The sequence below is a fragment of the Phenylobacterium sp. genome (assembly GCF_044358365.1).
Classification (GTDB): domain Bacteria; phylum Pseudomonadota; class Alphaproteobacteria; order Caulobacterales; family Caulobacteraceae; genus Phenylobacterium.
The window spans coordinates 1-22,856 of the sequence record NZ_JBIKNZ010000022.1; the positions used below are offsets into that span (position 1 = coordinate 1).

General features: G+C 64.5%; 20 protein-coding genes and 1 pseudogene. 14 read left to right on the forward strand and 7 right to left on the reverse strand.

Annotated elements, in window-relative coordinates; all coding sequences use genetic code 11:
- From ACIQ3B_RS08205 to ACIQ3B_RS08225, 5 genes and pseudogenes are all read left to right on the forward strand, one after another.
- Positions 1-106, forward strand: a pseudogene (locus tag ACIQ3B_RS08205) (IS5/IS1182 family transposase); the annotation flags it as partial.
- A gap of 567 nt (positions 107-673) precedes the next feature.
- Complete coding sequence (locus ACIQ3B_RS08210; protein ID WP_397401442.1) at positions 674-1,912, forward strand: MFS transporter; 1,239 nt, start codon at positions 674-676, stop codon at positions 1,910-1,912.
- A 25-nt stretch (positions 1,913-1,937) separates the two neighbouring features.
- Positions 1,938-2,885, forward strand: a complete 948-nt coding sequence (locus ACIQ3B_RS08215) for a sugar phosphate isomerase/epimerase family protein (protein WP_397401444.1) — start codon at positions 1,938-1,940, stop codon at positions 2,883-2,885.
- A gap of 26 nt (positions 2,886-2,911) precedes the next feature.
- Positions 2,912-4,033: a Gfo/Idh/MocA family protein gene (locus tag ACIQ3B_RS08220; protein ID WP_397401446.1), complete on the forward strand. Its 1,122-nt coding sequence runs from the start codon at positions 2,912-2,914 to the stop codon at positions 4,031-4,033.
- Positions 4,030-5,085, forward strand: coding sequence for a sugar phosphate isomerase/epimerase family protein (locus ACIQ3B_RS08225; RefSeq protein ID WP_397401448.1), 1,056 nt, complete (start codon positions 4,030-4,032; stop codon positions 5,083-5,085). Before ACIQ3B_RS08220 ends, ACIQ3B_RS08225 begins: the two co-directional genes overlap by 4 nt.
- Here the strand turns inward: ACIQ3B_RS08225 and ACIQ3B_RS08230 are convergent.
- Both ACIQ3B_RS08230 and ACIQ3B_RS08235 read right to left on the reverse strand, forming a co-directional pair.
- A complete protein-coding gene (locus ACIQ3B_RS08230; protein ID WP_397401450.1) occupies positions 5,082-6,458 on the reverse strand; it encodes an MATE family efflux transporter in 1,377 nt (458 codons plus the stop codon). The two genes, ACIQ3B_RS08225 and ACIQ3B_RS08230, sit on opposite strands and share 4 nt — an antisense overlap.
- Before the next feature lie 90 nt (positions 6,459-6,548).
- Positions 6,549-7,364 carry a DUF1080 domain-containing protein gene (locus ACIQ3B_RS08235; RefSeq protein WP_397401452.1) on the reverse strand — a complete coding sequence of 272 codons (816 nt, stop codon included), beginning with the start codon at positions 7,362-7,364 and terminating at the stop codon, positions 6,549-6,551.
- Positions 7,365-7,522: 158 nt separating this feature from the next.
- Here ACIQ3B_RS08235 and ACIQ3B_RS08240 point away from each other — a divergent pair, with 158 nt between their 5' ends.
- Entirely contained in the window at positions 7,523-9,256 is a 1,734-nt protein-coding gene (locus ACIQ3B_RS08240; protein WP_397401454.1) for a GMC oxidoreductase, read from the forward strand.
- A complete protein-coding gene (locus ACIQ3B_RS08245) occupies positions 9,253-9,828 on the forward strand; it encodes a gluconate 2-dehydrogenase subunit 3 family protein (RefSeq protein ID WP_397401456.1) in 576 nt (191 codons plus the stop codon). The genes ACIQ3B_RS08240 and ACIQ3B_RS08245 overlap by 4 nt, the downstream gene beginning before the upstream one ends.
- Positions 9,829-9,836: 8 nt before the next feature.
- Here ACIQ3B_RS08245 and ACIQ3B_RS08250 read toward each other — a convergent pair whose 3' ends face one another.
- Together ACIQ3B_RS08250 and ACIQ3B_RS08255 are read right to left on the reverse strand one after the other, a co-directional pair.
- Positions 9,837-10,406: a DUF1080 domain-containing protein gene (locus ACIQ3B_RS08250; RefSeq protein ID WP_397401458.1), complete on the reverse strand. Its 570-nt coding sequence runs from the start codon at positions 10,404-10,406 to the stop codon at positions 9,837-9,839.
- The gene (locus tag ACIQ3B_RS08255) at positions 10,292-10,690 is read right to left on the reverse strand and encodes an NAD(P)-binding protein (RefSeq protein ID WP_397401460.1); all 399 of its coding nucleotides are present in this window, start codon (positions 10,688-10,690) and stop codon (positions 10,292-10,294) included. Before ACIQ3B_RS08255 ends, ACIQ3B_RS08250 begins: the two co-directional genes overlap by 115 nt.
- 147 nt (positions 10,691-10,837) lie before the next feature.
- Between ACIQ3B_RS08255 and ACIQ3B_RS08260 the strand changes: the two genes are divergently transcribed.
- Positions 10,838-11,638, forward strand: coding sequence for a DUF1080 domain-containing protein (locus ACIQ3B_RS08260; RefSeq protein ID WP_397401462.1), 801 nt, complete (start codon positions 10,838-10,840; stop codon positions 11,636-11,638).
- Here ACIQ3B_RS08260 and ACIQ3B_RS08265 read toward each other — a convergent pair whose 3' ends face one another.
- The 3 genes from ACIQ3B_RS08265 to ACIQ3B_RS08275 form a co-directional block, all read right to left on the reverse strand.
- Positions 11,639-12,790 carry a GDSL-type esterase/lipase family protein gene (locus ACIQ3B_RS08265; protein ID WP_397401464.1) on the reverse strand — a complete coding sequence of 384 codons (1,152 nt, stop codon included), beginning with the start codon at positions 12,788-12,790 and terminating at the stop codon, positions 11,639-11,641.
- Positions 12,791-12,802: 12 nt separating this feature from the next.
- Complete coding sequence (locus tag ACIQ3B_RS08270; protein ID WP_397401466.1) at positions 12,803-13,777, reverse strand: SMP-30/gluconolactonase/LRE family protein; 975 nt, start codon at positions 13,775-13,777, stop codon at positions 12,803-12,805.
- A gap of 206 nt (positions 13,778-13,983) precedes the next feature.
- Positions 13,984-15,261: an MFS transporter gene (locus ACIQ3B_RS08275; RefSeq protein ID WP_397401467.1), complete on the reverse strand. Its 1,278-nt coding sequence runs from the start codon at positions 15,259-15,261 to the stop codon at positions 13,984-13,986.
- 172 nt (positions 15,262-15,433) lie between these two features.
- Between ACIQ3B_RS08275 and ACIQ3B_RS08280 the strand changes: the two genes are divergently transcribed.
- The 6 genes from ACIQ3B_RS08280 (at position 15,434) to ACIQ3B_RS08305 (ending at position 22,830) form a co-directional block, all read left to right on the forward strand.
- Positions 15,434-16,531, forward strand: coding sequence for a Gfo/Idh/MocA family protein (locus ACIQ3B_RS08280; protein ID WP_397401469.1), 1,098 nt, complete (start codon positions 15,434-15,436; stop codon positions 16,529-16,531).
- A gap of 73 nt (positions 16,532-16,604) precedes the next feature.
- Complete coding sequence (locus ACIQ3B_RS08285; protein WP_397401471.1) at positions 16,605-18,863, forward strand: TonB-dependent receptor; 2,259 nt, start codon at positions 16,605-16,607, stop codon at positions 18,861-18,863.
- Positions 18,864-18,907: 44 nt separating this feature from the next.
- Positions 18,908-19,330, forward strand: coding sequence for a VOC family protein (locus ACIQ3B_RS08290; protein ID WP_397401473.1), 423 nt, complete (start codon positions 18,908-18,910; stop codon positions 19,328-19,330).
- Between the two features lie 23 nt (positions 19,331-19,353).
- Positions 19,354-20,376: a phytanoyl-CoA dioxygenase family protein gene (locus ACIQ3B_RS08295; RefSeq protein ID WP_397401475.1), complete on the forward strand. Its 1,023-nt coding sequence runs from the start codon at positions 19,354-19,356 to the stop codon at positions 20,374-20,376.
- A gap of 2 nt (positions 20,377-20,378) precedes the next feature.
- Positions 20,379-21,365 (forward strand): NAD-dependent epimerase/dehydratase family protein, encoded by a 987-nt coding sequence (locus ACIQ3B_RS08300; protein WP_397401477.1) that lies wholly within the window; start codon positions 20,379-20,381, stop codon positions 21,363-21,365.
- A 19-nt stretch (positions 21,366-21,384) separates the two neighbouring features.
- Positions 21,385-22,830 (forward strand): MFS transporter, encoded by a 1,446-nt coding sequence (locus tag ACIQ3B_RS08305; RefSeq protein WP_397401479.1) that lies wholly within the window; start codon positions 21,385-21,387, stop codon positions 22,828-22,830.
- Positions 22,831-22,856: the final 26 nt, after the last annotated feature.

The following is a 22,856-nucleotide window of genomic DNA, read 5'->3' on the forward strand; positions in this document are numbered from 1 at the left end:
CGGACGCCTCAAGGACTGGCGGCGCATCCACACCCGATACGACCGATGCGCACACACCTTCATGTCCGCCATCGCTCTCGCTGCCACCGTCATCTTCTGGCTATGATCAATGAGTCCTGAGCCTAGCAAGCATCGCTGTATGCGATCTGATCCTTTGCGAGATATTGCGGACGGCAATGCCACCAGCCAACAGGCCGGTCATTCCTTTATCTTCCGGGCAGACCGGAAGAACACCACGACAGAACTCCTGCTAATCCAGAAGTGGAGCCTGCTTGGCGCAGTCCTCGTCCTAGGGGTGGCGATAGTGGGTGCCGCTGCGATGGTCTTTCAACTCTCAGCAGGCGTTCTCTTGGGCCGTGACCGAGGTCTTGCGGTCGTCGTTGTATGCGGGCTGCTGTTCGGCTCTGCGGCGATGTTTGGTATGAGTAGATTGGCCGGGCGGATGCGGTTGGACCGGTCGCGCCTACCCGGCGATTAGGCGGACCAGGCGGGGCCGCTAACGTCCTTTGCGGTCATCCCCCTAGTCCACTCCCGGCGATCCGCCGCCCCGCACCAGCCCCTCACCCCCTGTTGCCCCCCACCACGCCGCTTGCTATCCCTGAAATCGGTTACATCGGACCCGCAGAAGCCGCCCCAATGAGCTTCTGAGCCGCGTAAACCCGGGAGCGCAGACATGACGGTGCAAGTGCGGCTGTTCCTGATGATGGTGCTGCAGCTGGCCGTCTGGGGGGCCTGGGCGCCGAAGCTGTTTCCGTACATGGGCCTGCTGGGCTTCGCGCCCTGGCAACAGTCGCTGGTGGGCAGTTGCTGGGGCGTGGCGGCGCTGGCGGGCATGTTCTTCTCCAACCAGTTCGCCGACCGCAACTTCGCCGCCGAGCGCTTCATGGCGGTCAGCCACGCGTTGAGCGGCCTGGCCCTGATCGGCGTGGCGTTCTCCACCACCTTCTGGCCGTTCTTCGCCTGCTACATGGTCTACAGCCTGCTCTATGTGCCGACCTTGTCGGTCTCCAACTCCATCGCGTTTGCCAATCTGAAGGACCCGGCCAAGCAGTTCGGCGCGGTGCGGATGGGCGGCACGGTGGGCTGGATGCTGGTGAGCTGGCCGTTCATCTTCCTGCTGGGCGCCAAGGCCGACATCGAGCACATCCGCTGGATCTTCCTGGTGGCGGCTATCGTGTCGTTCGCGCTGGCCGCCTATAGCCTGACCCTGCCGCACACCCCCCCGCGCCGTGAGGCCGAGGGGGTCGACAAGCTGGCCTGGCGGCGTGCGGTGAAACTGCTGGGCGTGCCGTTCGTCGGCGTGCTGTTTGCCGTCACCTTCATCGATAGCGTCATCCACAACGGCTACTTCGTGATGGCCGACGGGTTCCTGACCAACCGGGTGGGGATCGCCGGAAACCTCAGCATGGTGGTGCTCAGCCTCGGCCAGCTGGCCGAGATCGGCACCATGCTGATCCTCGGCCCGGTACTGGTGAAGCTGGGCTGGAAGCTGACCATGATCATTGGCGTGCTGGGCCACGCGGCACGGTTTGCGGTGTTCGCCTTTTTCGCCGACAGCCTGCCGGTGATCGTCGCCGTCCAGCTGCTCCACGGCGTCTGCTACGCGTTCTTCTTCGCGACGGTCTACATCTTCGTCGACGCTGTCTTCCCCAAGGACGTGCGGTCCAGCGCTCAGGGCCTGTTCAACCTGCTGATCCTGGGGATCGGCAGTGTGGTGGCCAGCTTCCTGTTCCCCACCCTGATCGGCCGTTTGACGACCAAGGTCACAGACATCAGCGGCGCCGAGACGCAGATCGTCGACTATCAGATGCTGTTCCTGGTCCCGACCGGGATGGCGCTGGCCGCCGTCGTGATCCTGGCCCTGTTCTTCCGTCCGCCCACGCGGGCGCCCGAAACCCCCGACATCGCCTGACCATGACCTTCAACGGAGACGCCGCATGCGCCCGATATCGTCCGACCTGCACCGACGCGGGTTCCTCGCCGCCGGTCTCGCAGCCATGACGGCCACCGGCGCGGACGCCGCCGCCAAGCCGTTCTTTGAGCAGCGCAAACTGCCGATCAGCATCCAGCTCTACACCCTGGGTCCGGACGTGGCGAAGGACCTGGATGGCACGCTCGGGACGGTCTCGAAGATCGGCTACAAGGCCGTCGAACTGGCGAGTTTCCTGGGCCGGACCCCGACGGACCTGCGGGCGGCCATCGACCGGGCCGGCCTGACCTGCCGCAGCGCCCATATCCAGGGACGTGGCGGTCTCGACGGCGACCTGGCCAAGCTGGCCGGAGACCTGAACACGCTGGGCGTCACCAATGCCGTGATGCCGATCTTCTACATTCCGGATCGGTTCGGGCGGGCGCCGGCGGTCGGTGAAACCTTCCCTGGCTTCCTGCGTCGCATCGCCGAGGGCATGACCGCCGACGACTGGAAGATGAACGCCGACTTCCTCAACGCCAAGGGCTCAGTGCTGAAGACGTCCGGGATCACCATCGGCTACCACAACCACAATCCGGAGTTCGCTCCGCTGGGCGATACCACCGGGCTGGAGATCCTGATCAAGAACACCGACCCGGCCATCGTCTCCTTCGAACTGGATGTGGGCTGGGCGGCGGCCGCCGGGATTGATCCGGGCGCCCTCCTGACGAAGCACAAGGGACGGTTCACCCAGATGCACGTGAAGGACCTCAAGGCCACCACCAAGCCCAACTACGTCCTCAGCATGGATCCCACCGAAGTAGGTTCCGGCGCGCTCAACTGGAAGACTCTGCTGCCGGCCGCCTATGCGGCAGGGGTTCGCGGGTTCCATGTGGAACAGGAACCGCCCTTTGCCCGTCCCCGGATCGAGGCGGCGAAGATCAGCCATGACTATCTGGCCGGGGTGGTCGCCTGACCATGTCGGCTCAGGCGCCCTTGAGGATGGCGATGGTCGGCGGCGGGCCGGGCGCCTTCATCGGGCCCGTCCACCGCATGGCCGCCGAACTGGACGGTCGCTTTCGGCTCGTGGCAGGTTCGTTCAGTCGCGACGCCAGCCGTAACGCCGAGGCAGGACGGATGTGGGGGGTCCGCGACGACCGCATCTACGGCGACTACCATCAGATGATCCGCGCCGAAGCGGCCCGCCCTGACGGCGCCCAGCTGGTGGCCGTGGTGACATCCAACGACACCCATTTCGCCATATCGGCCGCGGCCCTCGACGCCGGGCTGCATGTGATGAGCGACAAGCCCGCGACGCTCAATCTGGCGGAGGCCAGGGCGCTGGCCGGCAAGGTGGCGGCCTCGGGCAAGGTCTACGGCCTGACCTATATCTACACCGGCTATCCGATGGCCCGCGAGGCCCGCGAGATCGTGCGGCGGGGCGACCTCGGCGCGATCCGCAAGGTGGTGGTGGAGTATGCGCAGGGGTGGCTGTCGCGTCCCATAGAACGTGACGGGGATCGCCAGGCCGGCTGGCGGGCGGACCCGGCGCAGGCCGGCGTCGGCGGCTGCATCGGCGACATCGGCGTTCATGCCTTCAACATGGCCGAGTTTGTCAGCGGGCTCAGGGTGGAGCGGCTTTGCGCGGACCTCTCCAGCATGGTTGCGGGCCGGGTGCTGGACGATGACTGCAACATGCTACTGCGGTTTGCCGGCGGCGCCCGGGGCGTGCTTATCGCCTCCCAGATTTCGGCCGGCGCGCGCAACGGCATGACCATCAAGGTCTATGGCGAGAAGGGCGGCCTTTGCTGGTCGCACGAGCGGCCGAATGAGCTGTCGCTGGACCTGCTGGATGCGCCCAGCCAGATCCTGCACGCAGCGTCCGGTTACCTGAGCGCGCCAGCCAGGGCGCGGGTGCGGATTCCAACCGGCCATCCGGAAGGTTTCATCGAAGCGTTCGCCAACCTCTACGCCGACCTTGCCGACGCCATAGCTGAGGGCCGGACCGACCCGGCTCCGCTTCCCGGTATCGCCGACGGCGTTCGCGGCATGGCCTTTGTGGAGCGCGCTGTCGCCGCCAGCCGTGATGGCGAAGGCTGGGTTTCGCTGGAGGCTGCGCCATGAAGACGCTGAAGGGGCCGGGCATATTCCTGGCGCAGTTCATCGGGCCCGAGGCGCCGTTCAATTCGCTGGACCGCATTGCCGAATGGGCGGCAGGACTGGGCTATGCTGGCGTGCAGATGCCCACGGGAGACTCGACGTCGTTCTTCGATCTGGAACGCGCGGCCGACAGCCAGGATTACTGCGACGAGATCGCCGAACGGCTGGCGCAACACGGCCTCGTCATCACCGAGCTTTCCACCCATCTGCAAGGCCAGCTTGTGGCGGTGCACCCGGCCTACGACGAGATGTTCGACGGCTTCGCGCCGGCCGAGGTCCGGGGACGGCCGAAGGCCCGGCAGGAATGGGCTGTCCGTCAGCTTCTGGCGGCCGCCAAAGCCAGCCGAAGGCTGGGCCTCACCGCTCACGCCACCTTCTCCGGCGCGTTGGCGTGGCCCTACCTCTATCCATGGCCGCAGCGACCCGCCGGCCTGATCGAGGAGGTCTTCGCCGAGCTGGGCCGGCGCTGGCGCCCGATCCTCGATGCCTTCGACGAAGCCGGAGTCGACGTCTGTTACGAGATTCACCCGGGCGAGGACCTGCACGACGGCGCTACTTTCGAACGGTTTCTGGATGAGGTCGGCGGCCACGCCCGGGCAAACATACTCTACGACCCCAGCCACTTCGTGCTGCAGCAGCTGGACTATCTCGACTTCATTGATCGCTACCACGACCGCATCCGCGCCTTCCACGTCAAGGACGCCGAGTTCCGGCCGAACGGGCGCTCCGGCGTCTATGGCGGCTATCAGGGTTGGCTCGACCGACCGGGCCGGTTCCGCTCGCCGGGTGACGGCCAGGTGGATTTCCGGGCGATCTTCTCGAAGCTGGCGCAGTACGACTATCCCGGCTGGGCAGTGCTGGAATGGGAGTGCGCCCTGAAGCATCCGGAGGACGGCGCCCGCGAAGGCGCACCCTTTATCCGCGACCACATCATCCGGGTCACGGACCGGTCCTTCGACGACTTTGCGGCCTCGGGTGTGGATGCGGATCAGAACCGGCGGCTGCTGGGACTTTAGGCGGCTTTCGACGTCGGGGGTGGACCCCAGGGTGTCATCGCCACGGACGCGGCGGTCACAACGCCCATCACCACCATGCCGGCCGAGACCAGGGCGAACAGGCTCCAGGACGGTGCGCTATTGGCCACCAGGATCCAGCCTCCGGCCGCAACCACCGCCATCCGCGCAGTCCCCGCCAGCAGTGGCCCCATGATCCGCCCCGCCCCTTGAGAGGCGAAGTAGAGCGCCAGGCCAAGGCCGAAGAAGGCGAACGTCGGACCGGCGAAGTGCAGGTAGAGCGCCGCCGCCGTCCGCACCGCCGGATCTTCTGTGAAGATCGAAACCCACAGGTCCGGCGCCAGGCTCAGCACGATGCCGACAGTCCCCAATCCGGCCGCGCCCATGGCGCCCGCCGTCCAGGCCACGCGCCGAGCGCGGGCCACGTCGCCCGAGCCGATCGCCAGCCCCACCATCGGGATCGAGGCCACGCCCACGGAGAACGCGATTGGCACCAGCAGAAACTCAAGCCGCGAGCCGATGCCGTAGCCGGCCAGCGTCTCAACGCCGAAGCGGGCGGCGATGGCTGTGATGATCAATACCGTGGCCACTGTCTGGATCGGTGACAGCAGGGCCGGGCCGCCCACCTTCAGGATATCCATGAAGAGATCGCGCCGTAGCGGGCCGATCACCTGCAGCCTCACCTTGGCCGTCGGAGACCGCAGCATCAGATAGAGCAGCACCACGCTGAGCACCGAGGTGATCACTTGGCCAAGGCCCACCCCCGCGATCCCCAGCTGCGGCGCGGGACCCCAGCCGAAGCAGAGCGCGCCGCCCACCACCACCTGCAGGGCCGCGCCGGCCATCATGATAGCCGATGGGCCGACCATGTTTCCGGAGCCCCTCAGCACCGAGGCCAGGATATTGACCATCCACAGCGCCGAGGCCGCCGCAAAAACGATCCCGGCGTAGAGCGCCGCCAGCCTCAACGTCTCGCCACGTCCGCCCAGGATATGGAAGATTGCGCCGCCGAACACGGTCAACAGCAGGGTGAAGATCAGACCCATCGCAAGACCGATCACCGTGGCGTGCCGGGCCAGCGCCTCGGCGCGATCCACGTCGCCCCCGCCCAGCGCCCGGCTGATCGCCGAGGAGACGCCGCCGCCCATCGCGCCCGCACTCATCATGCCCATCAGCATGATCAGCGGCAGCACCAGCGCCGCCGCCGCCAGGGCCTCGGCCCCCAGCCGACCGATGTAAACGGTCTCGGCGATGGACACGGCGGTGGTGGCCATCATCCCCAAAAGATTGGGCGCCGCCAGCTTCGCCAGCGTGGGCGCCACCGGGGCGATCAACAGTGGATGGATGGGGCGCTCAGCCGAAGGGACGTCAGACATGGTCCACCCTAACGCCGTTCAACTGATCGCTGATAGGCAGTAAATCTGCGAACGCTTCCAACGGAGCCGCGACGCCCCTCAGAACACAGTCTAACGCCTGGACCGGATCACCTGCACCTGGATGTCCTTGAACTCGATCGGGTGGCCCTCGCTCTGGAGCGCGATGTAGCCTTCGGTGACCGGCAGGACACCGCCGCGCTCGGCGATCAGGCGACGTGCGTCGGCGGCGGCCATCGGGTCGGCCGCGTCGAGAGCGATGCTGGCGTAGCGGTGAACGACCACGCCATTGATCCTTTCGGTGACGTCGCCGTCGGGGGTGACTTCCAGCTCGAGCGCGGTCCAGGTTCCGTTGGGAATGGTGGGACCTGAGGAGGTGGTGCAATGAACCGGCTGGCGGACGCCGGCCAGGGTGATGCTGACCCCGGGTGTACAGACCGAGCCGGTGGGCCTGGGGCCGGGGCCGTCAGCGCCCAGGATCTGGAACTCCACAGACACCGGGAACGGCTGGTTCAGGCCCATGCTCTCGGCGCTCTGGCTGTGAAACATCACGCCGCTGTTGCCCCGGGCCCAGCCAGGGGTGTCGGGAAGCGGCGGCTCCAGCACCCGGTAGTTGAGGCGCAGCCGATAGGCCTTGAACGGGGTCTTGTAGAACAGGTGTCCGAACCGCGCGCCGAACCGGTCGTAGCCTGCGTAGGAGACCTGGATCGCGCCATCCTTGACGATGAAGGTGTTCTGGAAATTCTCGCCTGCAGGGTGGCCGACGATCTTGGGGGTCCAGCCGTTCAGGGTCTTGCCATCGAAGATCGACCGCCAGCGCGGCTCCGCCTGCACCGGGGATCCGGCCAGGGTCAGGACGATGGCGGCGGCGCAGAACGCCGCGATCCGGCGTTGGTTGTAACCCGTCATAACGTCCTCCCGGGGGCTAGCCAGCGACCGTTGAATCGACCGTCCGGCGGGTTGAAATGTAATCGATTTCATGGAAGCTTCCAGCGCAATGAGCGGCGGACGTGAAGACCGCTCAATCCCCCTGCCAATTCCGGAACAGCAGGGCGTAAGGGAGCGACATGGCCAACCTCAACACCCGCGCGCGCCGCAAGAACGGCTACGACGCCATCATCGTCGGCAGCGGCATCACCGGCGGCTGGGCGGCCAAGGAACTGACGGAAAAGGGGCTCAAGACCCTGGTGCTCGAGCGTGGCCCGATGGTCAAGCATCTGGAGGACTATTCGACAGCGGGCATGAACCCCTGGGACACGCAGTATCCCGGCGGCAGGCTGCCCCCCGCCCAGATGAAGGCGCAATATCCAGTGCAACAGCGCACCGGCTATACGATCACCGAATACACCAAGCACTTCTATATCAGGGACGATGAGCATCCTTACACAGAGACCCAGCGGTTCGACTGGATCCGTGGCTACCAGGTGGGCGGTCGCTCGCTGAACTGGGGGCGACAGAGCTATCGTCATAGCCCCATCGACTTTGAAGCCAATGCGCGCGAGGGCGTCGCCGTGGACTGGCCGATCCGTTACGAGGATCTGGCGCCTTGGTACGACCATGTGGAGCGCTTTATCGGCGTCAGCGGCCAGGCCGAGGGGCTGGCGCACCTGCCGGATGGCCAGTTCCAGCCGCCGATGGAAATGAACTGCGTCGAGAAGGACTTCAAAGCGCGGGTCGAGGCGAAGCTGGCGGGTCGCCGGATCACGATCGGCCGGACGGCCCACCTGACCGCGCCGACCGACGAGCAGTTGGCGGCGGGACGCGGCAAGTGCCAGAACCGCAACCTTTGCAGCCGGGGCTGTCCCTTCGGGGCCTACTTCAGCGCGAACTCATCCACTCTGCCGGCGGCCGAGCGGACGGGGAACCTGACCTTGCGGCCGGCCTCCATCGTCACCTCGTTGATCCTGGATGAGCGCAAGGGCAAGGCGACCGGGGTCAGGGTGAAGGATGCGGTGACCGGCGAGGAAACCGAGTTCTACGCCGACGTCATCTTTCTTTGCGCCTCGGCGATCAATACCGCCTGGATCATGCTGAACTCGGCCAGCAAGCGGTTCCCCAATGGCTTTGGCAATGACAGCGACCAGGTCGGCCGCAACATCATGGACCACCACCTTGGCGTCGGCGCCCAGGCCGCAGCGCCGGGCTACGAGGAGATGTACTACTCCGGACGCCGACCGAACGGCATCTACATCCCGCGGTTCCGGAACCTTGGCGACAAGGCCAGCGCGCGCAGCGACTATCTGCGCGGCTTTGGCTACCAGGGTGGCGCCGGGCGCCCTGGCTGGGAACGCGGTTTGAACAGCCCAGGCTTCGGCGCAGACCGAAAGGCCGAGCTCACCCAGCCAGGCCCGTGGGCCATCCGCCTCGGAGGCTTCGGCGAGATGCTGCCCTATGCCGATAACCGTATGACCCTGAACGCCGCGCTCAAGGACCAGCACGGTCTGCCGACCATCACCTTCGACGTCACTATTCGTGACAACGAAAAGGCCATGCGCAAGGATATGCGGCTGGCGGCCATGGAGATGCTGGATGCGGCCGGCTTCAAGAATGTAGTGGGCGGCGACACCGGTTATGGTCCGGGTCTCGGCATCCACGAAATGGGCACCGCGCGGATGGGACGCGATCCGAAAACCTCGGTGCTGAACGCCCACAATCAGGTGCACGCCTGCCGAAACGTCTATGTCACCGACGGCGCGGCGATGACCTCGGCCTCCTGCGTGAACCCGTCATTGACCTACATGGCTCTGACTGCGCGCGCGGTGGACCATGCGGTGGCGGCCAGCAAGAGGGGCGAGCTGTGAGGCCATTCGATTTGCCGAACTCACCCAACCGCCGCGACGCCTTGATCGGCGTCGGCCTGAGTTTTGGCGCGCTGTGGGCCACCCTTATCCTGCCGTCCGCTGCCTTTGCGCAGCCGACGCTGACCTGGATTCCGAAAGCCCTGACCTCGGCGCAGGCGCTGACCCTGGACGCCGCGGTCGAGCTGATCATGCCGGCCACGGACACGCCCGGCGCGCGGGCCGCCGGCGTCGCGCCGTTCATCGATCGCGCCCTGGCGACCTTCTATGATCCCGACCAGGTGAAACGACTTCGGGACGGCCTCGACACCATGCAGGCCGATGCCCAGGCCGCCTACGGCATGGCGTTCACCGCCCTGAGCGCGGGGCAGCAGACGGAACTCCTGACACGATACGATGCCGAGGCCGCCCAGAAGCCGCTGTCGCATTTCTTCGCGCTCATGAAGCAGGCCACATTCACCGGCTTCTTCACCTCCGAAACCGGCGCCACGAAGACCCTGCGCTACGATCCGGTTCCGGGCGACTATCGGGGCTGCGTGCCCATGAAGGAGATCGGCCGCGCCTGGGCGACGTGAGGGGCGGGCTACTTCAACACCCGGATCTTGATGTTCCGGAACCCCGCCTCATCCCCGTGGTTCTGCAACGCAATCCCGCCGGTCGCCCCCGTTGCAAACACCGGCCAGCGCTTGAACTTGCTCGCTGCCACCAAGGCCTTGAACTCGGGCGAGCCGATCTCGTAGCGCGCCACTTCCATCCCGTTCAGCCAGTGCTGGACTTTACCGTGGTCGACGATCAGACGGGCCTGGTTGAACTCGCCCACCGGCTTGGTCATGTCCATGGTGGGGGCGACTAGTGCGTATAGCGCTCCCGCCTGCTCCCTGGGCGGTACGCTGCGGCTGTTGTCGAGGATCTGGTACTCCGGCCCGCTCTCGTACGTCTCGGAACCTTCCGGGATCACGTGGAACATCACCCCGGAATTGCCGCCCTTGCTGATCCGCCAATCGAACGAGAGCTGGAAGTTGGCGTAGTCGCCCTTGGTCACGATGTCCTTCGCGACCTTGGGGTCGGGGAGCAGGACGCCGTTCTCGACCTTCCAACCGGGCCCGATTTCCGCCTGTTTGAAGGCCCGCCCAGCATCCGCGGCCGCCACCATTTGAACGGCTCGGAGCCCTCGGCGACGGTGTAGGGCTCGTTCGGAACCTCCCAGCCCCCATCCACCGTGGCGTCATAGAATCCGAACGGCTTGTCCGGCGTTCCGACCCCGCGTAGGGGCGCGTCCGCCGGGATGTTGAACATCGGCGTTTCGGTGGCCGGGTCATAGTGACGGCCTGCCTCGAGCATCAGGACCTTCAGCCCCGACCTGGTCAGGTGGTAAGCGCTCATGCCGCCGCCGGCCCCGGAGCCGACGATGATCACGTCATAGGGTTCAGACGCCATGGGTCCCGTTTCCAGCCACCGTGGCCCTTGTGGACCGCGCCCGCCCTGCAGTTTCGGGAAGAGGCTAGCTCAAGGCGTTGGCGTGACCAATGACTATTCGGGGTTCCGGCTTGACGTGTCCCGGGCGTCAGAGGACGCTTCGCGACCATGACCCATCGATCATCGCTGCGTTTCGCCCCTGTCCCCGCCGTCTTCGGCAGCCTGATGTTGTGCCTTGCGCCGGCGCAGCCCTTGGCGCAGGTCGCGAAACCTGCGGACACCGAGGCCTACCAGCCCGTCCCGCCGATCGTCACCCCCGGCCGCCGCGATGGCGATGCCCCCTCCGACGCCGTAGTGCTCTTCGACGGCAAGGATCTGGCCCAGTGGTTCGCGGTCCGGGGCGGCGGCCCGGCAGGCTGGACAGTGGCCGATGGCGCGATGACGGTGAACAAGGCCTCCGGCAACATCCAGACGCGGCAGGTCTTCACCGACTACCAGCTCCATATCGAATGGAAGATTCCGATGGGTATAACCGGCTCGGGCCAGGGCCGCGGCAACAGTGGCCTCTTCCTGGCGTCGACCGGCGCCGGCGATGGCGGCTACGAGCTGCAGATCCTCGATTCCTTCGAGAACACGACCTATGTGAATGGTCAGGCCGCCAGCATCTACAAACAGTCGATCCCGCTGGTGAACGCCAGCCGCAAGCCCGGCGAATGGCAGTCCTATGACGTGATCTGGACGGCGCCGGTGTTCGGCGCCGATGGGGCGCTTGTGACACCGGCCCGGGTCACAGCTCTACACAACGGCGTGCTGGTGCAGAACAACTTCGTCCTGCCCGGCGAAACCCGCTTCATCGGCAAGCCGACCTACAAGGCTCACGGCCCCACGCCGATCAAGCTGCAGGCCCATGGCGACCCCAGTGCGCCGATCAGCTTCCGCAACATCTGGGTGCGGCCGCTGACCCGCTGACTATCCGAGCCTGAGCCCGCCAGTGAAAACGGCGTCGGCGAACCGGTGGCCCATGCGGATGTAGCCCTCGGGATTGGGGTGCAGGTCGTCGGGCAGGTCGCCGGCATCGTCGGCGCCGAACAAGCTCAGGCCATCCAGATAGTGCAGATTGGCGTCGCCCGCCGCGCGTCGCGCCGCCACCGCCTCGGCCAGGATTGCGCGCACCCGCACCAGGGTCAGACAGCCCGTCTGGATTTCCTCATGCCCCGGCAGGGTGACGAACCTGCCGCTCGCATCGGGCACGGTCGGGCCCGGTCGGGTCTCGGCGCTGGGGCAAAAGATCGGCGAAACCAGCACGATCGGCGTGTCGGGTTTGCCCTCCCGGATGGTGTCCAGAAACCCGTGCAGGGCCGGGGTGAAGGCCCGCTCGCGCAGGGTGTCGCCATTGATCACATTGATGCCGACCTTCAGCGAGATCAGGTCGGCGTCAGATTTGCGGATCGTACGGGCCACGAACTGGTCCAGGTGGCACTGTCCGCCGAACCCCAGGCTGTGCAGATGCATGCCCCCCAGTCGCGCGGCGACGGCGGGCCAGACGCCGGTGGGCTGGAGGGCCTCGAGGCAGTGGCTGATCGAACTACCGTAATGAATCCAGCGTCGCGTGGTCGGAGCCGGGACCGGTGAAAGCGTCGCGCCGTCATCGATCTCCAGCGCGCGCAACTCCACATAGGCGTTGTGTGGCAGCCAGATCTCGCAGGCCTTCAGGCCAGGGGTGAGGTCCTTGAAGACAATCTCGTCAGGCTCGCCGCGCAAGAGCTCAAACTTGCCCGGGTCCGTGCGGTCCAGCCGGATGGTGTTGCCGGCGACGGTCGCGTGAGACTGGACAACGGCGCCGTCCACCACCAGATCAAACACTGCCGGTCGCGCGGGCAGCGGCGAGAACTCCAGTCTCGAGGTCTGCACCGTGAGGCGGATTTCCTGCGCATCCGTGCTGAACGCCAGCCGCACGCCGGAGGGCATCCGCACCATGGCGTCCATCACCTGGGGAACCTGGAGCCGCGTCCAGTCGGGAAGGCGTCTGGGACTGACGCCGTTGGGCCGAACGTCGAAGTCCAGCGCGCCGAAGACGCTGACAACACCGGCCCTCAGCGCCTCGCCCGGGTAACGTTTCACGGTCGTGATCTCCTAGCTGTAGGCCACGCCCTGGGTCTCGACATAGAGCGCATAGATCGACTGCGAGGCGGTGATGAACAGCCGGTTGCGCTTCACCCCGCCAAAGCAAAGGTTCGCCGCGCCTTCGGGCAGATGGATCGCGCCGATCTTGTCGCCGTCGGGTGCAAACACCTGCACGCCGTCATCGTCGGGATCGCCCCAGCCGGTCCCGCACCAGAGGTTGCCGTCCACATCCACGCGGAAGCCATCCGGCGACGACTTCCCGAAATCGCAGAACACGCGCCCGTTGGCCAGGCGCACGCCATCGACCACGTCGTAGACATGGATCTGCCGCGGATGGCCGCGTTTGTGCGACGCGCCGGTGTCGGCGATATAGAGCCGTTGATAGTCCGGCGAGAACGCCAGGCCGTTGGGGCGCTCCAGCGCCTCGTCCACCACGGTGGCCACGCCGCTCGCCGGGTCAAGGCGATAGGTGCGGGTGGGCAGTTCTAGCTCGCCCTTGTCGCCCTCATAGTGGCCCAGCGTGCCGTAGCCGGGATCTGTGAACCAGATGGCGCCGTCGGGATGGGTGACCAGGTCGTTGGGGCCATTCAGCAGCTTCCCTTCAAACCTGTCGAGCAAGACCCTGACTGTTCCGTCGATCTCGGTCCGCGTGACGCGGCGGCTGCGGTGCTCGCAGGTAATCAGACGGCCCTGCCGGTCGCGCGAGTTGCCGTTGGCGTTGTTGGCCGGTTGGCGAAACACGGTGACCGCGCCGGTGATCTCGCACCACCTGAGGAGGCGATCATTGGGAATGTCACTCCAGATCAGACAGCGCTGGTCGCCGAACCATGCCGGCCCCTCGTTCCAGCGCCCGCCGGTCCACAGCCGCTCGACCGCAGCACTGCCCAGGCGGTAGCGGTGGAACCGCTTGTCGATCACCTCGACGGCCGGGTCGGGATACCGCACGGGCTGGCTCCAGTCGCGGTCGAGCATACGATCCGTCATGGCGCCTTCCGGATGGCCGCCGCCAGCGCGCCCAGGCTGATCGCACCCCTGCGTGCGGTGTCCATGGTCTTTTCTCCCCCGCGCGGGTGACTGTTCGTCGCCCTGTCAGACCCTACTTTCGCCCATGGATCGCGGCTGGCAATGGGAATAATCCATGACGACCGAAGTGAGGTCTGTATGCCCCGCAAACTGAGCCGCAACGCCGGTTAGTGAAGAGACGTCGGCAGCACGTCTCCAGCCTCCGCCCCGATATCTACCGTCTTGATGTTGGGCAGCAGCAGGTGGATCCAGGCCAGCGCCATGAGGTACGAGGCGCCCGCAAACACGAACAGCGGGTAGTAGCCAAGCCCCGCCGTCAGCACGAGGCCGGCCACCTTGACGATCGTCATGCCGCCGATGTTGCCGCAGAAGGCCGCGAAGCTGGTCACCTGTCCGACCTTGGTCTTCTCGGTTACATCGGCAATGAGCGCGAACAGATTGGTGGAAAAGCCCTGATGCGCCGCCAGCACCACAGCCAGGATCGCGGCCGCGCCCCAGGCGCTGTCTGCCTGTGAAGCCAGGGGCAGCACCAGTACCATCAGGCCGCTGATCAGCATCGCCAGCTTGCGTACGCGGTTCACCGGATAGCCGCGTGTCAGGAAATGGGTGGCGGCAGCCCCGCTGACCAGCGCGCCCAGCGCGCCGCCGGCATAGGCCAGGGCGAGGGGTGGACCGATGGCGACACCGCTGATCCCGTACTGGCGGTGCAGGAAGTCCGGCATCCAGAACAGCAGCAGCCACCAGGTGGAATCGCTCAGCAGCTTGGCGCCGGAGATCGCCCAGGTGGCCTTGTCCTTGAGAATGGAGAGTTTGGGTCCGGCGGGTGTGGCCGCGACCTGTGGCGGCGCCTTGACCGCGACGTCGCCGAAGTTGGTCTTCCGGGTGGAAACCAGCCAGACCACCGACCAGACAATTCCGGCGATCCCGGCGATCACGAAAGCCCCGCGCCAGCCGAACGGGATGGCCATGAAGGGGATCAGGATCGGCGCACTGATGGCGCCGACGCTGGAGATGGCGTTGATCAGGCCAAAGCCCACCGAACGCTGGTTGGGCGGCAGGATGGTGGCCACTGTCTTGACCGCGGAGGGCGTGGCCATGGCCTCGGTGACGCCCAGGCCGATCCGGCACAGGACGAACTGGTTCATGGTGTGGGCCAGGCCGTGGAACATCGCCGCGATGCTCCAGGTGAAGACGCCCAGCACATTGGCCCACTTGACGCCGATCCTGTCGACCAGCGGTCCGGAAACCAGCAACGCCACGGCCATGGAGCCCTGGAACCAGGCGCCGAGCGTACCGTAGTCGTCATCGGTCCAGCCCAGTTCGGCGGCCATCTCCGGCTTCAGCACCGAGATCACCTGCCGGTCCACAAGAGCCAGGATACCGGCGATCGCCAGCAGGATGAACAGGAACCATTTGTTGAAGCTGACGGGTTTTGGGTCGCTCATGCGCCAACACCGTCGTTGTGGTGGATCCGCCCCGTCATGCTCCGGCCCTCCCTGGATATCCGGCGACGCGACCGGCCCCCGTTTTTACGACTAAAGGCTTGCCCGGCGCATCAGACTGCGAGAATGCTCACAATAAGTCAGCGCTGTCATATTGGTTTTTGTGGAGATGCAGGTGCCGCAGGTGGTTCGCTACGGTCTGGTCGGAACAGGCATGATGGGGGTCGAGCATCTCAACAATCTGGCTGTGACGCCGGGTGCGGTGGTCACGGCCATCGCCGACCCCGTCGAAACCTCGCTGGGCTGGGCGCGGCGCGCGCTGGGCGACAAGGCTGACGGCGTGGCTGTCTTTGCCGACGGCGCCGCGTTGGCCCGCAGCGGGCAGGTGGATGCGGTGATCGTGGCCAGTCCGAACTATACGCACCGCAGTGTTCTGGAGCCGCTGTTCGACGCGGGTCTGCCGATCCTGTGCGAGAAACCCCTGGCCACGACCCTCGAGGATGCCCGCTGGGTGGCAGAGCATGCGGCCCGCTCGCCCGCGCCGTTCTGGACGGCGATGGAGTATCGCTACATGCCGCCGGCGGTGGAATTCATTGACGAGATTCACAGCGGCCGCATCGGCGCGCTCCGGATGCTCGCGATCCGCGAACACCGGTTCCCGTTCCTGAAAAAGGTCGGGGACTGGAACCGCTTTTCACAGAATACGGGCGGCACCATGGTGGAGAAGTGCTGTCATTTCTTTGACCTGATGCGTTTCATCATTCGGTCCGAACCCGTGCGCGTCTACTGCTCGGGCGCCATGGACGTGAACCATGTGGACGAGAGTTACCAGGGTCGCCGGCCCGACATCATCGACAACAGCTATACGACCGTTGAGTTCGCCAACGGCGTCCGCGCCATGCTGGACCTCTGCATGTTCGCCGAGGGCGCCGAGAACCAGGAAGAGATCACGGCCGTCGGCGACAAGGCCCGGCTGGATGTTCTGATACCGGAAGGCGCCATCGTCTATTCGCCGCGCGTGGGGTTCAGGAATCCAAAGCAGGTGGAGCGCCGGGTCGTTGATGTGGACGCGACGGCGCTGGCGGCCGGCACTCATCACGGATCGACCTTCTACCAGCATCAAAAGTTTATCGCCGCCGTGCGCGGCGAGGGCCCGGTTGAGGTTTCAGCGCACGATGGGCTTATGGCTGTTGCGATTGGAACCGCCGCCGAGATGAGCGCTCGCGAACGCCGCGTCGTCGAAATGACCGAACTGGGGTTTTTGACGCATTGAGCGCAATTGCGCTGTCATGTATGACAGCGTAGGACAGAAACCAGATTCCAACAAAAAGTGCCGGGGAGGCGACATGTACAAGTCCAAATTGGTGGCAGGTGCTGGCATAGCAGCCGTCTTGCTGGGGCTCCCGGCGGCCGCGCAGTCGCAGGAAGCGACGTCGTCGGACCAGGGTGTCAATCAGATCGAGGACGTCGTGGTCACCGCCCGCCGACGCTCAGAATCGCTCCAGGAGGTTCCGATCGCCGTGAGTTCGCTGGGCGGCGATGTCGTGCGCGAGCAAAACCGAAACAGCGTCCCGGACCTGATCACGCTCATCCCCACGATCACGCTCCGGCCTCAGAACTCGGCCAAGGACACCGTCCTGCTGATCCGTGGCTTGGGGACAATTACGACATCGCCGGGTGCGGAGCCCAGCGTGTCGATGGTTCTTGATGGCGTCGTGCTCGCGAGGCCGGGCCAGATGGTTTCGGAATTGGTCGACCTGGAGCGCATTGAAGTTCTGCGTGGTCCCCAGGGAACCCTGTTCGGCAAGAACGCGTCAGCCGGCGTGATCAACATTATCACGGCGAATCCGACGGCCGATACCAGCGCATTTATCGAGGCCAGCTATTATGGCGGTGACGAGCATCGGCTTACGATGGGCGTCAACGGTGAGATCATCCCGGGCCTGCTGAGCGGCAGGCTGTCCGGCGTGACCTCCGGATTCAAGGGGGATGTCCGGAACATCTTCCTGAACGAGACCCTCAGTGATCGCCAGTCCGACGGATTTCGCGGCAAGTTGCTGTTCACGCCCAACGAGGATCTGAGCATCCTCGTGGGTGCGGACTATCTCTACGTGGAGAACCGCGGCAACGGTGGAATGTACATTGCGACTTCGACGGTGGCCTATCCGACCGGCGTACGAACCCAAAGCGCGATACTGCCGACCGTGCTGCAAAGCGTCGGGATCACACCAGGCTTCAGAAACCGGCAGGTCGCCCAGAACACGCTTCCCCAGTTCAAGGACGCCTTCGGGGGCGCAGTCGCCCAGATCGACTACAGGATGGGCGAGTTCGATCTGACCGCGATCAGCGGCTATCGCTTCTGGAGGAGCACACAAGGGGGTGACCTCGACGGATTCGCGACGCTCACGACGGCCACGCCGACGCAGCAGATCGACCTCGGCCACGTCAACTCGAAACAATACACCCAGGAGATCAGGCTCGCCTCGCCCAAGGGTGGCATGATCGACTACCAGATCGGGGTCTACTATTTCCGAGCCGTCAATCGCGAAGACTACAGCCGCGAGACGACCCAGCTCATTGCTGGCAACAGGGTCAGGAACTTCGGCCTCAACAATTTTGGGACCATCCAGAACAACTATTCTGTGTTCGGTGAGGCAAACGTCAACTTCTCGGAGGCGTTCCGCGCCATCGCGGGAGTTCGTCTGGTGAAGGACAAGTTGAGCTACTACAGCGACCGGGTTTCCACCTCGGCGGCTGCCGTTCCTGGCATTCTACCCGCGTTCGCGGGCAAGGACTCCACCAGCGTCACTGACTACGCGAGCCGTTTCGGCTTCCAGTATGATGTGAGCGACGACATCCACGCTTACGCCACGTACTCCCGTGGCTACAAAGGCCCAGCATTCAACGTGTTCTTCAACTTCTCCGCCCGCGAGACGAACACACTCAAGCCCGAAACATCGGATGCGTTCGAGCTGGGTCTGAAGTCCAGCCTGCTGGACCGACGACTTCAGGTGAATGTCGCGCTCTTCAACGATCAAGTGGCGAACTTCCAGGCCAACCAACCTGACCTGGTGGCCGGAACCGTTGTCACGCGCTTGATCAATGCCGGCGACGTGTCGACCAAGGGCGTCGAAATCGAAGCCATTGCAAATGTCACCAACAATCTGACGATCAGCGCCGACTACGCCTACGTGAAGGCCAAGGTCGACGACTTCCTTTGCCCGGTTGGGGCGGCCGTCAGCTGCGACATCGATGGAAAGCCTCTACCCTATGCGCCCAAGCACAAGATTTCGGTGCAGGCGAAGTACGAGGCATATGACTCGGAGAGATATCGCGTCAACCTGACCGGAAACTATACTTATCAGTCAAGCCAGCAGAACAGCATCGCCCAGACGCCAGACACCATCGCACCGGGATATGGTATCGTGAACGGCATCATCTCGGTCATGGACAAGAAAAGCGGCTGGGAAGGCCGGGTTCTTGTCAGGAATTTGTTCGACAAGTTCTATCGCACGACCTACGCGCAGGGTAACGGCGGCCTGGTTGGCGGATTGCCTCGCGACTACAAGCGATACTTCGGCGTGACGGTTCGCAAGGACTTCTGATCGGAGCGTAACACGGGGGTCCCGGCCCAAGACGGATAGGTTCGATGGCGCTGAAAGAGCTGGATCATGTGGTGCTGCTGGTTCGCGACATCGAACAGGGCGTCGAGACCTGGACCCGACTTGGGTTGTCTCTGAGTCATCGCGTGAACAATCCGGACAATGGGGTCGCGATCGCGTTCTTTATTCAGCCGGATGGGACATTTCTGGAGCTGGTCGCTCCAACGAGAGATGATTCCCACTACGCCCAGATGTTGCGGGAACACGGCGAGGGGCTTCGCCTGCTCTCCTTCAAGGTGGACGATCTGGATCAAGCGGTCGCTGACCTTGCGGCCAGGGGCGTCAAACTCCGCGGCGTAGGGACTGACCGGGTCTTTATCGAACCGGACTCGGCGAGCGGCATACTGGTTCAGTTGTGGCCGAGAGATCGGCCTCACAGGTGGAAAGCCTTGGTCTCGCCAACAGCCTAGAAGTCAGCAAGGGAGTATATCAGGTGGGATACCAGATTACCGCGACCGAGAGTGCGGATGGGACGATCGCCCCTGAGAAACTTGCCGCTATTGTTCGGGATATCGAAACCATCGGTTTCGCTGTCGTTGAGGACATCGTTACGGTCGAGAGCTGTGACATGCTCATGGGCTCGGTGCTTGAGGACGTCGAGAAGGTCCGGGCGTTGGGGAAGCCCACCCGACACGAGGAGAACACGGGTCCGGGACACCTGCAGCTGGGTCTCCGCCGATATGCTCCCTACGTCCGCCCCGATCTCGTAGCGAACCCTCTGATCGAATGTGTCGTTGAGGGCGTGCTGGGCGACGGGGCCTGGCTTGGATTCTACAATGGTAATGTGAACTGCGTGGATAGCGGTTATCAACCACTGCACTTTGACCGGCCCTACTCATGGAAGTCGCCGGAAGATGCGGCGCGCGACGGTCAGAGTTGGCCTCCGCCGATGACAACACTAAGCTGTTCAATCGCGTTCGATGAAATCACCGTCGCCAATGGCGCCACGGAGATCTATCCCAGGTCGCAGTTCGAAACCGAGGTCGTCACCTGGGCAACTACCAGGATCAAGGACAGGCCGGACCTCCTCGAGAAGTGGGGACCGCCATCGCGCATGACAATCCCGGCGCGCAGCGTCTGTTTTCGAGACCCGAGGATGTGGCACCGTGGCGTGCCCAACACCGGAATAAGGGCGCGCGCCATGATCGCGGCGACCTATCACGCGGGGAAGTGCAGGAATTGGCGTGGCCGGTACATCCAGGACCTGGATCCGGCGTTGTCGGCCCGCCTTGACGCCGACCCGACGCTGCGCGTGATGGACGATGGACAGCTTGGCGATGGTCGGATGGTGTTCCAGTCGGATGTGCGGGAGGTGTTCGATGCGCCGAGCCTGCACGGCGTAAATCGGAATGTGCGGTTCGTGGAGGACCCTGAACGGGTCAACCACTTCCTGGATTCGCACCAGCTGGGCGGCGCGCGGATTGTGAGAGGCGCGATATCGCCCGTTGACGCCTGACCATGCGGGTTCTGTACGTTGGTGGAACCGGCGAGATATCCTTTTCGTGTGTTGAGGAGGCAGTTCGCGCCGGGCACGACGTTACGGTCTACAACCGGGGCGCCAGACCGGGGTTCGGGACGCCTCTTGTAAATCACGTGGCCGGCGACATCGCCGATGACGCGCTCTATGCCGAAGTCGCGAAGCAGAATTTCGATGTCGTCTGCCAGTTTCTCGCGTTTGAGCCGACGGATATTGATCGGGATATCAGCATGTTCGGCGGCCGCTGCGGCCAGTATGTCTTCATATCTTCGGCGTCGGCCTATGCGAAGCCAATCAGTGTTCCGCTAATTCGGGAAGACACGCCGCTGGGCAATCCCTTCTGGGAGTACAGCCGCAAGAAGGCGGCATGCGAGGCCCGGCTGCGGGCCGCGGAAGAAGCGGGCGATATCAGGGTGACGATTGTTCGTCCCAGCCACACCTATCGCACAAATCTGCCGAGCACGGTCGTTCGTGGAGATCACCTGGCCTGGCGCCTGGTGAACGGAAAGTCCGTCATCGTGCATGGAGACGGCGAGTCCGTATGGACGCTGACGCATGCCGAGGACTTCGCGCGGGCGTTCGTACATATCTGCGGTCATCAGGATGCGCCTGGCAGTGTATTCAACATAACCGACAGCGTAGGGCACACGTGGAATAGAATACTTCGCACCGTTGGGGCTGTGATCGGGGCCGAGCCGAACATCGTCAACGTTTTGTCGAATACGCTGGTGAAGTACGAGCCTTCATGGACAGGTACGTTGCTTGGCGACAAGTCCAATTCCATGATCTTCGATGTCAGCAGCATCTCGCGCGCTGCGGGCGGCTGGCGTTGCGAGATATCCCTGGAAGAGGGTGTCGAGCGTGCCTGGAGATTTACGGAGCGGCGGTTGAAGAGCGGCTATCGGCCTGATCCGGAACTCGATGCGCGTATCGACCAAATCATAGCAGAAAACAGTTACGACGTCTGAATGTCGTCTGGGAGAGTGTGTGACCACAGCCGCAACCGACGTTGAGCGCGCCCCGCCCCTCGGCCTGGGCGCGAAGCTGCTCTACGCCGTGGGCGGCGCCGCCACCAATCTCAAACACAGGGCGATCTCGTCGTTCCTGGTGATTTTCTACAATCAAGTGGTCGGCCTCCCGCCGCAGGTGGTCGGCGGCATCCTGATGATCGCTCTGGTATTCGATGCGGTGCTCGACCCGCTCATCGGCCAGGTCTCTGATAATCTTCGCTCCCGCTGGGGCAGGCGCCATCCGTTCATGCTTGTCTCTGCGGCGCCCTACGCGGTGGCTTTCTTCTTCCTGTGGAATCCACCGGAAGGTTGGAGCCATGGGGCGCTGGCGATCTATCTGGCGATCTGTCTGTTCTCGGTGCGGTTCTTCGACACCTTCTTCGAAGTCCCCCACCAGGCGCTCGTACCTGAGCTGGTCAAGGGCTACGACGAGCGCACCAATCTGATCGCGCTGCGCCAGATCTTCGTGTTGTTCGGTGGCGCGGGCATGATGATTGTGGCGCTGCAGTTCTTTCTCAAGGAGAACGCCGATGGCTCGGGCGGGGTTTTGGCGCGGGACGGCTACTTCCTCTACTCGATGACCGGCGCACTGATCATCTTTGCCGCCATCATTCTATCAACGGTGGGGACGGCGCACCGGATCCCCTACCTGTCGACGGCGCCGAACCGGCCGATCACTTTCCGGGGCATGTTGTCCGAGGTCGTCGCGACCCTCAGCAACCGGGCCTTCATCGTCGTGTCGCTTTCGGGTTTGTTCATAGCCGTGGCGGCGGGCGCTCAGAGCGGGCTCGACATGTACGTCGGCATCTACTTCTGGCAGCTCAGTCAGAGTCAACTCGCTGTGCTGGCGACGATGAGCCTGACCGGGGGGTTGGCCGGCGTGGCGCTGGCGCCCGTGCTCGGCCGAATGTTGGGCAAGAAGTACGGGGTATTGCTGGCCTCGATGACAGGCCTCCTTGTCCACATCACGCCCATGTCCCTGCGGCTACTGGGACTCGCACCGGAGAACGGGACGCCGGTCCTGTTCCTGGTGCTGTGCAGCCAGGAGTTTGCCCACGCGACTTTGGCGGCCGCGTCCGGGATCCTGACGGCCTCCCTCATCGCTGATGTGGTCGAGGATGCTGAGGTGCGCACCGGCCGGCGCTCCGAGGGCCTTCTGCTGTCCGCCAATGGGCTGGTCCGGAAGATGGTCTCCGGCGCCGGCGTGTTCACAGCCACGACCATTCTGGCGTTCAGCCAATTTCCTGACGACGCCAAGCGCGGTCAGGTGCCGGAGTCGGTGTTGACCAGCCTGGGCCTGACCTACATCCCCACCATAGTGGCGCTCCAGGGGAGTGCGATACTGCTTCTGTTTGCCTTCAACATTAATCGGCGGAAGCACGAGGCCAACCTGGAAACGCTGCGGTCGCGAGGCTTGCACTAAACTCCGATTCAAGGGCGTACCGGCTC